Source organism: Amycolatopsis sp. WGS_07 (genome assembly GCF_045278895.1).
Taxonomy (GTDB): Bacteria; Actinomycetota; Actinomycetes; order Mycobacteriales; family Pseudonocardiaceae; genus Amycolatopsis.
The window spans coordinates 7551423-7566000 of the sequence record NZ_CP136053.1; the positions used below are offsets into that span (position 1 = coordinate 7551423).

The 14578-nt window shown below is 69.9% G+C and carries 15 protein-coding genes and 1 pseudogene; 4 read left to right on the forward strand and 12 right to left on the reverse strand.

Annotation, left to right across the window (positions count from 1 at the left end):
- Window positions 1-130: 130 nt before the first annotated feature.
- A pseudogene (locus RPX00_RS35410) lies at window positions 131-802 on the reverse strand (fumarylacetoacetate hydrolase family protein); the annotation flags it as partial.
- A 108-nt stretch (window positions 803-910) separates the two neighbouring features.
- On the opposite strand from RPX00_RS35410, the gene RPX00_RS35415 reads away from it, so the two are divergent.
- Window positions 911-1480, forward strand: coding sequence for a helix-turn-helix domain-containing protein (locus RPX00_RS35415; RefSeq protein ID WP_406631953.1), 570 nt, complete (start codon window positions 911-913; stop codon window positions 1478-1480).
- Window positions 1481-1485: 5 nt separating this feature from the next.
- On the opposite strand, the gene RPX00_RS35420 is transcribed toward RPX00_RS35415, so the two are convergent.
- From RPX00_RS35420 to RPX00_RS35455, 8 genes are all read right to left on the reverse strand, one after another.
- Window positions 1486-2274 (reverse strand): LLM class flavin-dependent oxidoreductase, encoded by a 789-nt coding sequence (locus tag RPX00_RS35420; protein ID WP_406631954.1) that lies wholly within the window; start codon window positions 2272-2274, stop codon window positions 1486-1488.
- A gap of 2 nt (window positions 2275-2276) precedes the next feature.
- Complete coding sequence (locus tag RPX00_RS35425; RefSeq protein ID WP_406631955.1) at window positions 2277-3746, reverse strand: APC family permease; 1470 nt, start codon at window positions 3744-3746, stop codon at window positions 2277-2279.
- A 72-nt stretch (window positions 3747-3818) separates the two neighbouring features.
- Window positions 3819-4577 carry a VOC family protein gene (locus RPX00_RS35430; RefSeq protein WP_406631956.1) on the reverse strand — a complete coding sequence of 253 codons (759 nt, stop codon included), beginning with the start codon at window positions 4575-4577 and terminating at the stop codon, window positions 3819-3821.
- 18 nt (window positions 4578-4595) lie between these two features.
- Window positions 4596-5606: a hypothetical protein gene (locus tag RPX00_RS35435; RefSeq protein ID WP_406631957.1), complete on the reverse strand. Its 1011-nt coding sequence runs from the start codon at window positions 5604-5606 to the stop codon at window positions 4596-4598.
- Window positions 5600-5935 carry a hypothetical protein gene (locus tag RPX00_RS35440; RefSeq protein ID WP_406631958.1) on the reverse strand — a complete coding sequence of 112 codons (336 nt, stop codon included), beginning with the start codon at window positions 5933-5935 and terminating at the stop codon, window positions 5600-5602. Before RPX00_RS35440 ends, RPX00_RS35435 begins: the two co-directional genes overlap by 7 nt.
- 113 nt (window positions 5936-6048) lie before the next feature.
- Window positions 6049-6813: a VOC family protein gene (locus RPX00_RS35445; protein WP_406631959.1), complete on the reverse strand. Its 765-nt coding sequence runs from the start codon at window positions 6811-6813 to the stop codon at window positions 6049-6051.
- Window positions 6810-7925: a PucR family transcriptional regulator gene (locus RPX00_RS35450; RefSeq protein ID WP_406631960.1), complete on the reverse strand. Its 1116-nt coding sequence runs from the start codon at window positions 7923-7925 to the stop codon at window positions 6810-6812. Before RPX00_RS35450 ends, RPX00_RS35445 begins: the two co-directional genes overlap by 4 nt.
- 19 nt (window positions 7926-7944) lie before the next feature.
- The gene (locus tag RPX00_RS35455) at window positions 7945-8853 is read right to left on the reverse strand and encodes a VOC family protein (RefSeq protein WP_406631961.1); all 909 of its coding nucleotides are present in this window, start codon (window positions 8851-8853) and stop codon (window positions 7945-7947) included.
- Between the two features lie 87 nt (window positions 8854-8940).
- On the opposite strand from RPX00_RS35455, the gene RPX00_RS35460 reads away from it, so the two are divergent.
- Both RPX00_RS35460 and RPX00_RS35465 read left to right on the forward strand, forming a co-directional pair.
- Complete coding sequence (locus RPX00_RS35460; RefSeq protein WP_406631962.1) at window positions 8941-10236, forward strand: glutamine synthetase family protein; 1296 nt, start codon at window positions 8941-8943, stop codon at window positions 10234-10236.
- Between the two features lie 60 nt (window positions 10237-10296).
- Complete coding sequence (locus RPX00_RS35465; protein ID WP_406631963.1) at window positions 10297-11151, forward strand: NAD(P)H-binding protein; 855 nt, start codon at window positions 10297-10299, stop codon at window positions 11149-11151.
- A gap of 12 nt (window positions 11152-11163) precedes the next feature.
- On the opposite strand, the gene RPX00_RS35470 is transcribed toward RPX00_RS35465, so the two are convergent.
- A complete protein-coding gene (locus RPX00_RS35470; RefSeq protein ID WP_406631964.1) occupies window positions 11164-11979 on the reverse strand; it encodes a hypothetical protein in 816 nt (271 codons plus the stop codon).
- Window positions 11980-12017: 38 nt separating this feature from the next.
- On the opposite strand from RPX00_RS35470, the gene RPX00_RS35475 reads away from it, so the two are divergent.
- Window positions 12018-12884, forward strand: a complete 867-nt coding sequence (locus RPX00_RS35475; RefSeq protein WP_406631965.1) for a TIR domain-containing protein — start codon at window positions 12018-12020, stop codon at window positions 12882-12884.
- Between the two features lie 14 nt (window positions 12885-12898).
- On the opposite strand, the gene RPX00_RS35480 is transcribed toward RPX00_RS35475, so the two are convergent.
- The gene (locus RPX00_RS35480) at window positions 12899-14314 is read right to left on the reverse strand and encodes a hypothetical protein (protein ID WP_406631966.1); all 1416 of its coding nucleotides are present in this window, start codon (window positions 14312-14314) and stop codon (window positions 12899-12901) included.
- A gap of 14 nt (window positions 14315-14328) precedes the next feature.
- Window positions 14329-14544, reverse strand: a complete 216-nt coding sequence (locus RPX00_RS35485) for a hypothetical protein (protein ID WP_406643344.1) — start codon at window positions 14542-14544, stop codon at window positions 14329-14331.
- Between the last annotated feature and the right edge of the window lie 34 nt (window positions 14545-14578).

Sequence of the window (14578 nt, forward strand, 5' to 3'; positions counted from 1 at the left end):
CCGACGCCGTCGATCTCCACCTCGACGAGGTCGCCGTCGCGCAGATAGCGCGGCGGCGTGCGCTCGTCGCCGACGCCCCCGGGGTGCCGGTGGCGATCACGTCGCCGGGCAGCAGCGTCACCCCGCGCGTGAAGTACTCGATCAGCTCCGGGACGGAGAAGATGAGCTGACGCGTGTTCCCGTCCTGCATCAGCTCGCCGCTGAGCGTGGTGCGGACGCGGACTTCCCGTTTGTCCGGCAGTGAATCCGGATGCACGATGCCGTCGCCCATCGGGGTGAACGTGTCGAAGCTCTTGCCGAGCGAGAACTGCTTCATCGGCGTTTCGAGCTGCGCGCGGCGGCCGCTCACGTCGTTGACGACGGTGTAGCCGCCCACGTACTCCCACGCGTTTTCGACGTCGACCCGGTACGCCTTCCGGGAGATGACGACCGCGAGTTCCCCCTCGTAGTCGGGGCGGGTTTCCTCGCGCGGGATCACGATGTCGTCGTGCGGTCCGACGACCGAGGACGGCAGTTTCGGGAACATGAACGGCACGTCCGGCCGCTTGAGGCTGGTTTCCTCGACGTGCGACTGGTAGTTGAGCCCGATCGCGAGGATCTTCGACGGCGAAACCGGCGCGAGCAGCGCGACGTCGGCGACGCGGTGCCGCGGGCCGGCGGCGGCCTCGATCGCGGCCCAGTTCTCCGGCGCCGGAACGAAACCGGCGGCGGGGGCCGGACCGGCGGTGACGATCGTGTCGCCTTCCGCGCGGCCGAGGAACCGGCTGCCGTCTGCGGTCTGGAAGTGGACGGCCTTGGTCACAGATGCCTCCCGGCGGCGTGGTGAGTGGTTCTTTCAAGACTATAGCTGTGCTTGTAAAAGAGAACAACCGATCTCGGCCGCCGCGGCGCGCGTGCGATGATGTCGACCATGAGCGCACAAGCCGACGCCCTTGCCGAGAACCTCCGTCGCCTCCGCGAGGCACACGGACTGTCCCTTTCGGACCTCAGCGCGCGGTGCGGCGTCGCGAAAGCGACCCTGTTCAAGATCGAGCGCTCGCGGACGAACCCGACGCTGGACACGCTCGTCGCGATCGCCGAGACCTTCGCGGTCACCGTGGCCTCCCTGATCACGGTTCCCGAGCACCGGACCGTGGAGGTGCTGCGCGCGGGCGAGGGCGAGGACATCAGCGACGAGGCGTCGACCGGACACGTGCTGCGCAGCCAGATGATCGGCGCGGGCACGCTCGAAATCCACGCGCAACGGTTCCACGAAGGCAAAGTGGAGACTTCGCCGTCGCACGGGGCGGGCAGCCGCGAGCACGTCGTGGTGAAGAGCGGATCGATCGAGGTCGGCCCGGTGGGCCACGAGGTCACCCTGCACGAGGGCGACTACGCCACCTACGCCGTCGACTGCACGCACCGCTGGCAGGCGGTGGATGGCGACGCGACGGTCTGGATTTTCCACACCTTCCCGCGCGCCGCGGCCTTCTCCGAGTAGCCCGGTCATGCCGCGGGAAGAAACCGGCGCGCGTCCTTGACGGCGTCGAGGTCCGGCGGGAGGAACAGCACGAGCCGTTCCGCGCCGATCGCGGCCAGCCGGTCGTAGGCGGCGGCACCGGCGCGCCACGGCAGATCGTCGTAGTTGTCGTGCGGTCCGGTGTGCGCGATCACCCGCACCGGCCCGCCGCGTTCCTCCCGAGCGATCGCGACGAGGTCTTCGATCCGGCGGCCGTGCGCGCCGAATCCGTCCACCGGACAGGCGATGCCGTCCGCGTGCCCGCCGGCCAGCTTCGCCGACAGCGGGCCGAACGAGCCGAAGAAGACCGGCGGCACCGGGTCCGGGCGGAGGAAGTCGTCGTGCGCCCAGATGCGCCGGAGTTCGGCGAGGTAGGCCCGCGAAGCCGCGCGACGCTCCTTCGGCGGGGCCGGCGGACGGCCGAATTCGGTCTGGTCGCGGGAAAACACCTCGCCGTCGTTCGTGCCCGCGCCGAGGCCCAGCCAGAACCGGCCCCCGGCGAGCTGCTGCATCGTGGCCGCGGCCACCGCGGTGGTCCCGGCGTCGCGGTTGGCGATGTTGAGCACCATGGGCCCGACGGAAATCCGTTCGGTCGCCTGCACCACGGCGGCCATCAGGGTCCACGGATCGTGGCTGTGCCCGCCGCGCCGTTCGAGGTCCATCAGCTCGTCGGAGAACGAGACTCCGCCGAAACCCAGGTCCTCCACGGCTTTCGCGACGTCGACGATCGTTCGGGCGTCGGTGTTTTCCACCCGGATGCTGAAGCAGATTTCCATGGTCACTCCTTCGCGGCGAGCTGGCGGGCTTCGATGGCGTCGTCCTCGTTGAGCGCGCTGTAGCGGCCCGGCGCTCTCCGCTTCACCGCCAGCGCGACGGCGACGCCGGCCGCGAAGACGACCAGCGGCAGCAGTTGGAGGACGAGCCGCATCGCCGGGGCCGCGCCGGAAAGCGTCGAGAAGTTCAGCATCGCGACCACCGCCAGCGAACCGAAAAGGACCAGCGCGAGCGCCGGGGCGCCGAGCGATTTCCACCGGCCGACCGGAAGGTGCCGGTTGCGCCGGAAGAAGACCACGACCGCGACGCAGGTGAGCATGAAGAGGATGAGCGGCGACAGCGTGCCGACCGCGATGCACCAGCCGAAAACGGCGAGCGGGTTCAGGCCGCTGACCAGGATCAGGACGAACATCAGCACGCCGATCCCGGCCGCGGCGAGCGAGGAGAAGAACGGCGAGCCGTGCCGCGGGTGCACCCAGGTCAGCCGGCGCGGCAGGATCGAATGCCCCATCGAGTGCAGGTAGCGGGTGACCATGTTGTGATACGCCAGTACGGCGGCGAACATGCTGGTCACCGCGAGCGCGTTCATCACCTGTTTGAACACCGGGCCGACGAACTGCAGCGCGGTGGCGTAGGCGATGTTGTCCGGATCGGCCGCCACCGCGTCCATCACCCCGTGCGCGCCGAAGGCCTGCATCCACGCCCACACCGCGAAGCCGTAGAAGACGAGCGCCGCGATGATGACGGTGTAGATCGCCCGGGGGATCGTCCGGTTCGGATTGCGCGCCTCGTCGCGGAACAGCGCGGTCGCCTCGAACCCCATCCCGACGCTGACCCCGAACAGGATCCCGAGCGGCAGCGACCCGTGCAGGACGGCTTCGCCGGACACGAACGGCGCGATCCGGATGCCCTCGGGACCGCCGCCGCGGGCCAGGATCGCGACGTCCAGCACGAGGATGGTGAGCACTTCCAGCACCAGCGAAACCGTCAGCACCTTCGCGCCGAGTTCCACGTGGAAGTGGCCGAGCACCGCGACCAGGACCATCGCCGCGACCGTCCAGCCCCACCACGGCAGGAAATCGGTCCCGGCGAACGACGTGACGAGCCCGTGCATCGAGAACCCGAGCAGCAGGTACACCCCGGCCTGGACCACGAAGTACCCGAACATGGCGAGGAACCCCGCGCCGACGCCGACCGGCCGCCCGATCGCCGCGGTGATGTAGGCGTAGAACGCGCCGGACTTCTTGACGTGCAGGGACATCGCCGCGAAGCCGACGCCGAACAGCAGCAGGATCAGCGGGCCGGCGACGTAGCTGACCGCGATGCCGGGCCCGTTGCCGTTCAGCATGTTGAGCGGGGTGGTCACGAAGATCGTGAGCGGGGCCGCCGCGGCGACGACCATGAAGACGATCGAGGCGACCCCGAGCCGTCCGGTGAGCTGGGTGGATCTCGCGCGTGGTGCGGTCGAGGTCATGCGGTCCTCCGAAGGTTCAGGCGCCCTGCGGCGCCGGCGACGCTGCCGAATCTGACGGGAGGGAGGGCGGGTTCAGATGGCGTTCTTCGTCATCTGCAGCACCTTGAACTCCGCGCCCTGCGGGTCGGCGACGACGCCCCAGACCGCGAACGTGAGCACGTTGTCCACCGTGTTGGCGCGGCCGCCGTGCGCGACCGCGATCTCGGTCGCTTCGCGCTGGTCCGCCACGGAGATCCAGGGCAGCCAATGCGGCGGGAGGAACGCGCGGGCTTCCTCGTGGATCTCGTAGGATCCGCGCAAGGCGAGCCCGTTCTCGTCGCGGAAGATCGTGATCACGCCTTCGCGGTCGTCCGCGTGCTGGCCGGGGAACAGCGCGTCCTGGAAAGCGACCTCGCTCGCCAGGTCGAAATTGGACGGATCGACGAACGCCCAGCGCCCGATCTCCGGCGAGGGGAGCACCGCCGCCCCCGGCTCGGTTTCGGCGAGGCCGAACCACGCGCCGAACGGATCGGTGAGTTCGGCGGCTTTCCCGGGCACGCCGATCGGCTTGTCCGCCGTCCGCACGGCCGACCCGGCGGCGACGGCGCGCTTGACGGCCGCGTCGAGGTCTTCCGCGCCGAGATAGGAACGCCAGCCGGTTCGCGCCGCCGGAAGTCCCGGCCGCACTACGAGTCCCGCGACGAGTTCGCCGTCGAGCAGGAACCGGCCGCGGTCTCCGTCGAGCACCAGTTCCCAGCCGAGCACGGCCCGGTAGAAGGCGGCGAGCCCGTCGGTGCCGGGCACCTCGAGTTCCTGCCACACCGTGGTGCCGACGGGGTAGTCCTTCGTCATGGTTTTCCTTCCGGGTATTCAGGAACGGGGGTAGTTCGCTTCGGACTCCCACCGGGACCGGGTGGACGGGGCCCCGAAGAAGTCGATCTGGTCGGCGCGCGTCATCGCGGTCCACATGTCGCGGAAGTAGCGCTGGATCTTCTGCCCGTCGGCCTGCGGCCCGGTGCCCGCCGCCCGCACGATCGACTGGAGCGCCTCCCACACGAGTTCCTCGGCGGCGAAGTACTGCTGGTTGAGCCGCATCGACCGGCCCGCGTCGAAGACCTCGCCGTGCTCGACCAGCCGCCGCCCGTACTCCTCGTAGCGGCGGCCGCCGTCGAACACCGCCGCGGCCGCCGCGTCGACCTTCGCGAGCGCGACCGACAGCACCCGCTGCCAGTCCTCGCGTTCGGCGCGGAGGGCGCCGGAATCGTCGAACGGAGCCTTGGAGACGCGCACGATCCGGTCGAGTTCGTCGATCGCCGCGTAGCCGAGGCCGATCGTCGAGGCGGCCACCTCGCCCTCGGCGAAGGCGAAGAACGCCCCGGAATAGCACGGGTTCCCGTGCAGCGCGGCGCCCGGAGCGGGCTCGCTGACCTCGTTCGTCCAGGTCTCGGCGACCACGCGGTGGTCCGGCACGAAGACCGGTTCGGCGATCTCGATGCTGTTCGACCCGGACCCGCGCATGCCGATCACCCGGCCCCAGTCGTCCTTGACCTCGAAGTCCGCCCGGTCGACGACCGCCCACGCGCGATACCCCGGCCGCCGGTCGTCCCCGGGCACGTGGATCGTCGGGAAGAAATGCGTCGAATACGGCGCGCCCGAGCAATAGCGCCAGAAACCGGAGATCAGGAAGCCGCCGTCGACCCGGCGCACCTTCGCCGAGGTCGGGTTTCCCGAGGCGGGCGCGATCATGTGGCCGTGCTGGCCGAACACCTCGTCCTGCGCGGCGAGCGGCCAGTACGACGAGAGCGTGAGCGTGTGCGCCTGCGAAAGGGAAAGGCACCACGCCGTGGACGGGCAGCCGCGTCCGACTTCCGCGATCACCATGAAGAATCCGCACGGCCCGAGTTCGAGCCCGCCGTAACGGCGGGGAGCAGCAGCCGGTAAAAACCGTGCTGCCGGAAGAATTCGTGCACTTCCGGCGAGTAATGTCCGCGCGCCTCGGTGCTGGCCTGCTGCTCCCGCAGGGCCGGACGCAGCGTCCGCGCGGCTTCGAGCAGCCGTTCCACCTCGGTGCGCACCCGCGGGTCTACGCCGGTGACGGGCATGGTCGCCAGCGGTCCGGCCAGTCCTGGTTCGGTTTCCAGCGGCGGGACGGCGAAGGCGGTCCCGCCGCCCGGCAGATACGGTTTCGTTTCGATCTTCGCTCGGGACACTGTCGACCTTTCTCTTCGTCGAGAACGGGCCCGAGTATCGGCGTGCGCCGCGTCCGGCGACTATGGCGGCGAGACCAATTCGCCGTCCGCGAGTTGTACCGCGTGCACTGCCCTCAGAAGAGCGGCTGCGGCAATTCGAGCGTTTCGGCCAGCGGCCGCCGGGTTCCGTCGGCGGTCACGACGAGCACTCCGTCCAGTGTGGAGCGCGGCAAGAGGCGGCTGAGGCCGAACAGATGCCCCCACGGGTCGGTGAGCACGGCGTATTCGTTGAACGGCGAACGGCTCGGCGCCATCACCACCCGCGAGCCGGACTCGACCGCGCGCGCGACGGCCGTCCCGATGTCGCGCACCTCGAAGTACCCGATCCAGAACGACCGGGGCCGGCCCGGCATCGCTCCGCGCACCCGGAACACGCCGAAGAGGATTTTCCGCGCGGCGCAGACGAATTCCATGTCGTACGGGTCGTCGACCATCGCGACCCGCTCGGCCCGCAGCGTCGCGGCGAGATGCGCGGTCACTCCGGGAACGTCCTCTGTGGACAGATCGACGTTCGTGTACCGCAACGCGTTCTCCGCGCGCCGGACCGCGGTGAGCGCGACGCGGACGCCGTCCGGCCCGCGCAGGAACCCGAGGTCGATGCCGTCGGCCGGTTCCGGTTCCCGCAGCTCGGCCGGAATCCGCCGCACGACATCGGCGTCGACGCGCAGCACCGGCGCCCAGCCGGCGTCCCCGGGGGCGCGGACGGCGTGGAACCGGACGCCGAGCGCGGCGAGGGTGTCCGGTTCCCGGCGACCGAGGATCCACGCGTAGTACCGCGCCGCTTCTTCCGGCGACTCGGCGAAGAGGTCGAGCCCGCCGTACTCCGGTGGCCGCGTCACTGCACGTTCCCCTTGTCGAATGCGCCTTCGCCGTCCAGCGCCCGCAGCGCCAGCCAGAGCGTGGCGATCGTGGCGACCGAATCGAGGTCGACGTCGAGCAGGCCGGTGATCTGCCGCAACCGGTACCGCAGGGTGTTGCGGTGGATGAACAACCGCTCGGTCGCCCGGACGATATCACGGTCGGTTTCCAGGTAGGCCCGGAACGTTTCCAGCAGCGCGGTGCCGTGCGCGGCGTCGTAGTCCAGCAGCGGGCGGAGCTGCTCACGGGCCAGCTCGCCGAGCGGGACGGCGGCGTTCGTCATGACCAGCAGCCGCACGAGATCGAGCCGGCGCGGATGGTGCACGCCCTCGCCCTCCTCGAGCGCCGAGGACGCCTCGAAGAAGCCGACCCGCACCCCGGCGGCCCCGCGATGGGGGAGGCTGACGCCGACCCGCGCGCCGGCTCCGAGCCGCGACAGCTGCCGCAGCAGGGTTTCCGCGATCCGGTCGGGCAGGTCGTCGTCGGGCACGAGCATCAGCACCCGGCCGTCGCGCACCACCCGGAGGAACGGTTCGCGCTGGCCGTTCATCAGCGCGTAGATCCCGCCCCACGGCAGGCTCCGCCGCGCGCCCGCGGGCAGGTCCGCCCAGCCGACGAGCATCCGGAAGGGCCGCGAAACGTCGAGCCCGGCCGCGCGCAGCCGGGCGACGGCGTCGTCCTCGCTCACCCGGCCGGCGAGAATGTCGTCGAGCAGCCCGGAAACGAGCTCGCGCCAGCCGACCTGGGCCGCCCGCAGCCGCATCAGCTCGATCGCCACGAGGTCGACGGCGACCGGGAGAACCGCGCCGTCGTCGCTTTCCGTCCGCACCGCGAGGCACGCCACCCGCTCGCCGTCGACCTCGACCGCGCGTACCGCGCACCCCTCGACGACGTCCCCGTCGCGCGCGCCGAGCAGCACGTCGGCGGCCCAGATCGACCTCGACGGGGAGGCGGCCAGCGTGCTGCCGGAGAGGTCGAAAAGGCCGACGTCGGCGTCCAGCACCTCGCGGATCGCGTGGACGAGGTGGGACAGGCCGCCGCTGCGGGTGGCGAACACCAGCCTGCTGAGCGCGTCGCTGTCCTTTGCCCGCACCTCGGTCCTTCCCCGTGCGTCAGTCCCAGATGGAGCGGAGGCTTTCGCGCTCGGCCGCGACGGAGTCGGCGTCGAACCGGAAATACGACCGCGGCGGCAGCATGCCCCACACGTTCGACGAATGCCGGTCGTCCGGGAACTCGCGCGGCTGGTGCAGGTCGTCGAGCTGCTCCATGTCGCAGTACAGCTCCACGAAACAGTCGAATTCCGGCGTGCGGACGTACCCGGCGAGGTTGCCGCCGACGCCGTGCCGCACCGGACCCCACGGGAACACCCGGCCGTGCTGGGCAAGGTGGTCGAACGACGACCGGATCGCGCCCCAGTCGCCGAGATCGAAGGCGACGTGGTGGAAATGCGACTGGCCGGTTCCCACGAACGCGTTGACGTGGTGGTCCGCGCCGACGCGCAGGAACGCGCCCGCGTCCGGGCCGAGCCGGTCGGCCAGTTGCTGGCCGACGACCTCGGTGTAGAACTCGACCATCGCGTTGACGTCCTTGACGAGGTAGTTGACGTGACCGAGCTTGCGGTAGCGGCCCGCAGGCAGCAAGTCGGTGTGCCGCGACGCGATGGGGTAGACGTCCTGCCCCGTGCGCGCCCGGTACGGCACGTACGCGACCCCGTTGTTCTCCGGATCGGTGAACCGCACCTCCTGCTCGGTGCGGACGTAGGCGACCCCCAGTTCCTTGAGGTGCTTCTCGGCGTCGTCCAGCGAGAAATCAGGGTGCAGCACGTACGCCGCGTGCTGGATGCCGGGGGCTTCCGACTGTTCCAGCAGCACCGAGCACTCCTCGTAGTTCACCGCGAGCCGCGCGGTTTTCCGGTCGCGCGCCCGTTCGGTGAGGCCGAATTCGACCTGCCAGCTGTGGCTCGCCGCGTCGAGGTCGGCGACCCCGAACTTCACGTGGTCGATGTCGTAGAGCCGGATCATCGAGGTCTCCTGTTTCGTTTAGGGATACGGTCATAGTAGTGTAAGAAACAGCAGGGGCAAGACTCACGCCCACCGAAAGGCGGCCGCATGACCACTCAGACCTCCCCGTCCACCACGGCTTTGGACCGGCTGCTGACGCGGGCGAGCGTCGTGCGCGTGGTGCACGCCGACCTGTTCGGCCGCCAGCGCGCGAAGCAGTTCCCGGTCTCGGCGGTGCCCGCCCTGCTGGACGGCGGCATCGCGTACTCGAAGATCGCGCACGCCGAAGACCTGCTCGGCGTCCCCGTCGACGAGGACGATTTCCCGCAGATGAAAGGACATCCGGACCTGCACGCCCGGATCGAGCCGGAAACCGCCGTCGTCCCGCCCTGGGAACCGGACGCGGTGTGGGTGCTGGCTTCGCTGTGGGAGGGCGAAACCCGGTCGAAACTCTGCGCGCGCGGCCAGCTCGCCGCCGCCCGCGACGCCCTGGAAACCGAGTTCGGCTACACCGCACAGGCAGCGGGCGAGCCGGAGTTCTACCTGTTCCGCCGCTCGCCGGACGGCGGCCGCCCGGTGCCGTACTCCCGCGACGGAGTTTCGTACACAATGGACCGCATCACCGACCCGGACGGCGCCGTCGGCCGGATTCACCGGGGAGTCATCGGCCTCGGCATCGGCGCCACCGCGCTGAACCGCGAGTTCTCCCCGGGCCAGTTCGAAATCAACCTGCATCACGACGAGGTCGCCGCGGCCGGGGACCGGGCATTCCTGCTCAAGACCGCGGTGAAGGAACTCGCCGTCATCGAAGGCCTGGAGGCGGTCTTCATGGCGAAACCGCTGGCCGGGGAGGAGGGGTGCAGCCTGCACGTCCACCTGTCGCTGTGGGATGCCCTGGGCGGCAACGTTTTCTCGGCCGCGCCCTCGGTGCTGGAGCACGCCATGGCCGGTGTGCAGGCGCACGCCGCCGCGCTGCTCGCGTTCGCTTCCCCGACGGTGAACTCGTACAAACGGCTGCGCGGCAACGGCTTGTCCCCGCGCACGAGCAACGTCGCCGAGGACAACCGGTTCACTTTCATCCGGGTCCCGCCGGAACGCGGCCCGGCGACGCGGTTCGAAGTGCGGCAGGGAGACGCGAGCGCGAGCCCGCACCTGCTGATGGCCGCCATCGTGCACGCCGCCCGGGACGGGATCCGCCGGGAACTCCGCCCGTCCGCCGAAGGTGCTCCGCTGCCGGCGTCGCTGACTGCCGCGATCGAGTCGCTGGAGGCGGACAGGTTCTTCCGGGAGGCGTTCGGGGACGAGCTGGTGTCGGCTTACGCGGCGGTGAAACGGCGGGAGGTGGCGGCGTTCGAGGCGGCGGTCACGGATTGGGAGTGGGAGCTGTACCACTCGCACTGCTGAGGCCGACTGCTTCGAAAATTAGGCTAGCCTAACCTATCTCACTTCGCTAAGTTGGCGACCATGAGCAACGTTCTGGTGATGGGCGCGACGGGAAAGGCCGGCCGCCACGTGGTCGCCCAGCTGCGGAACCTGGGTCATCCGGTCCGGCCGGTCTCCCGCTCCAGCCCGATCCGCTTCGACTGGGCGGACCGCTCCACCTGGCAGCCCGCGCTGACTGGTGTGGACACCGTGTACCTCAACGTGTGGGGCGTAGTCGGGACAGCGGATCCCGCGGAGTTCACCGAATTGGCAGTGAAGTCGGGCGTCCGGAGGATCGTGGCCCTGTCCGGCCGAAGCGACGACGGCGAGGACTACCTGCTCCAAACGCCTTACGGGCCATGGGCACAGGCAGTGCTCGACGGCGAGCGTGCGGCCCGCGGGAGCGGCGCGGAATGGACGATCGTGCGGCCGTGCTGGTTCGCACAGACCTTCGAGGAGGACCCGAAACTGTCCGAGGTCCGCTCTGGCGAGGTCGCCACCCCGGCCGGTTCGGGCACCGTCCCGTTCGTGGACGCGCTGGACATCGCTGCGGTAGCGGTCGCCGCGCTGGTCGAGGACGGCCATCAGGGGGAGACCTACGAAGTGTCCGGCCCGCGGGCGATGACTTTCGCCGACGCGGTGGCCGAGATCGCGAAGGCGACCGGCCGGGAGATCAAGCACGTGCCGGTGGCGGCGTCCGAGTACGTGCACCGCCTGATCGACCGGGGCTACGACCGTGCGTCGGCGGAAATGCAGGCCGGTCCGTTCGAGTGGCTGCACCGGGGGCGGACGGGCTTCCTCAGCAACGGGGTGCAACGCGCCCTCGGACGAGAGCCCGCGGATTTCGCCGACTACGCGCAACGGGCCGCCGCAGCTGGTGCGTGGTCGGCACAGTGATCCGCGGCTCGTTCATGAGCCGGAAGTCCGCACGGCTGCGCCGAAATCACGGGCGGCGGTGCCTGCCGCCTTCGTGCGGCGCACCTTGGCCAGCAGGTGCGTCGCCAGCTCGGCAGGAGTGTGGTCTTCGGTGCGGAGGAACCCGATGGCGGGGTTGAGCAGCTCCGTCGGCACCTCCGGCTGGTCCACGAGAACAGGCAGCACGTAGTCGTCGCTTCGCTGGGCGGCGGCGGTGATCGCGGTGGCGAAAGCGTCGAGTGCGTGCGGCGCGGCCAGGTACGCCGGGGACAAGAACGGCACGAAGTGCCACGACCGCTGCCCGTAAACCTTGCGGCCCTCGACGAGAAAGTTCCGCCCCCACCATTCGACGGTCATGTCCGGCTTGAAGAAGACGACCAGGCCCAGCGCCCGCGCGGCCTCCACCACGGAGCGGACGTACTCGCGCACCTCGTCGGTGAACGAGACCGCGACGTCGTAGCTGCGCGTGTGCTTCGCCGCCGTATCGCGGGCCAGCGCCTCGCCGAGCGCCGCGGCGACGCGGTCGTCGCTGCCCTGCTCGTGCAGCGCTCCGGCCAGCACCCCGGTCTCCGCGAGCTGACCGGGACCAGCCGTTTCCGTCCAGATCCGATACGTGTCAGTGGCCTTGAGCCGCTGAAGCATCTCGTCGGCCTTGTTGGTGAACCAGTTCTTCGCGAACCTGCCCAGCCGCGCCCGGTCCATCGGCGAGACGCCCAGCGCTTCGCCGAGCAGCGCGGCCCCGAGTGCCGCGTACAACGCGTCGTCGGATGAATTCTCGTACTGCGGAACAAGATCCGCCCAGGCGGTCATCCGGCGCAGCCCGTCGCGGACCGCTCTAGGATGGCCAGATGACGGACAGCTCCGGCACGTACGACATCGCGGTTTCGTTCTCCGGCAGGCAGCGCGACTACGTCGAGCGGGTCGTCCGTACCTGCGAAGCGCTGGGGGTGCGGGTCTTTTACGACCGCGACGAAACCGTGCGGCTGTGGGGGAAGAACGTCATCACCGAGCTGCGCCGGGTCTACGGCGGGGTGGCCGTCCGCCACGTGATTCCCTTCCTGTCCGAGGACTACATCGCCGGCGCGTACCCGATGGACGAGTTCTACGCCGCCCTGACGGCCAGCGTGCACCGCGGCGGCGACTACCTCCTGCCCGTCGTGATGGACGACGTCGAGATTCCTCCGGAACTGCTCAACCCCGCGATCATCTACCTCTGCGCCGCCGACCACTCCCCGGCGGAACTGGCTCGGCTCATCGCCAAGAAGGTAGCCCTTTCGCGGGCCGAAGGACAGGAGCCTCGGGAAGTCGTGGACGTCGTGGCGGAAGGCCCGCGGATGCCGCGCGTCGCGCCGCCGCGCGCGGTGCTGGCGGCCGCGGTGGCCCGGATCGGAGAGATTCTCGACCGGAACTCGCGGCTGCTGTCGGAGTATGGATTCGCTTGCGGCGTGCGGACTTCGGAAACGTTGGTGCAGCTGGCCCTCGACGAGGACGGACGCGCGATCTGGAACCTCGTGATCGCGTGGAGCCAGACCGCGGATGCCCTGGAAGTCCGGCTCGGCCCTGAGCCGCCCGCTCTCGACGGAACGGTGACCGCGCACCGGGACGGCGGTCTCCGGTACAACTCGTCCGTGCCTTCGACGCTGTCCACTGCAGACGATCTCGCGGAGTTGTTGTGGCACAAGGTCATTGACTTCATCGAGCAACGCCGCCAGTGACCGGTCGGCCGGGGTCACGCGAGCTGCTCCGCAAGTACCGCCGTGCACACGATGGAGCCCGGCAAGGCCAGCCCGTCGTCCAGGTCCTGCCCGTCGAACGCCTGCTTGACCGCCGTCAGGGCGGTATGGAAGGAAAGCGGTTGGCGCTGGTCGAGGAGGAATTCCCGCCAGTCCTCCGCGACGCCCCAGATCGCGAGTGCGCCGGGCACGTCTCCGCCGAGGACGGCAGTCGCGCCCCGGGCGAGAATCCCGGACGGATCGGTGTTCTTGCGGGCGAGTCCTTCGACCAACTGGGACCGGGGTGCCGTCTGCAGGCGGTCGAACATCGCTATCTGGTCGAGGTACTTCTGCGGGTGCGGGGTGTCCACTCGCGGGTCCGCGTAGAACGCTGGCCAGTCGAACGGTTCCTCCGCAGCGCCGAAGTCCGACGAAGCCGCGGTCGAGGAGAGCATCTTGCCGAGGAACAGCTGGGAGAACTGCTGAACCTTGCGCCCCTGCTGACCGAGCAGCCGCGCGGCGCGATCGGCGGCGGGCGGGTGGGTGTTTCCGCGCCGGATGAAGAGCGCGCTTTCGGTGGAGTGCACGGCCAGAATCGCCACTAGCGCGCCGAGGGTCGCATTGATCGCGGCAGACCCGTGCGCAGGTCCGTGGCTGCTGAGCTGTGCTTCGAAGACGCGGACGACAGCGCGGTGGGCGAAGAGGTCCGCGTCGAGTTCCCGCTGCGCGTCGGCCGAACAGACGGGTACGTGCTCGCCGGGGGAGAACGCGCTGGGAGCGGACGTGTGCCCGAGCGCGTGGTGCGCGATCTCGTGTCCGAGGACGAAGAGCGTGGCGCCAGTGTTGATCAGGTCGACGATGTTGTTCTCGGCCCGCTCCTCGGTCCGGCCGAGTTTCGCCGAGAGGCCGTAGACCCGCTGGTGCACGTTGTAGTACCGGAGCAGCCCGGTGAGGAAGAAGGGGTCTTCGCCGAGTCCGCCGCCGGCCACCATCCGGAAGGAGCGCCACAGGTTCCGCGCGGATCGGCCGTCGGTGAGCTGTCCCAGCGCGGTTCCGGCGTGGAGACCGTAGACGTTGGCCAGCGCGATGATCGAGTCGGACACGAGAACCAGCCCGGACCCGTCGTCGAACGGCTGCATCTGGGCGGAGACGTCCTCGTCCAGCGCCGATCCGACGCACACGGCTGCCAGCCGATCGGCCGGCACCCCCAGGTCCGCCATCGCGGCCTTGACCAGACTGGACATCTCGCCGAGAACGGCATCGATCGGATGCTCGTAGGCGGCGGTTTCCGGCTGTTCGCCCCACGCGGCGAACATCGCGTCGAGCCGGTGCCGCAACCCGTGCGCGTCGCGGTGCTCCATGTCCGCCTTGATGTCGTCCAGCTGCCGGACCCGGTTCGGCCGGACGACGTCCTGGTACTTGCGCTCCGCCATCGTCCTGGAGTGATTCACGCGGCATGAGTCGGCGGAGGCAGAGGCTTCGTTACGGGCCGGCTTGGCCCGCGCCAGCGGTCGATGATGGCGGGCAGTTCACGCATCAGGTGGGCATAGAAGTCGCGCATGTCGGCCAGCCGGCGTCCGGCGACGCTGTCCTCTCCGGCGAACTCGATGCCCGCTGCGGCAGCGTCCTGCATTTCCTGGACGACGGTGTTCTGGGCGGACATCAGGGTGGCCCCAGCCTTCGTCGGGGAAGCGGAA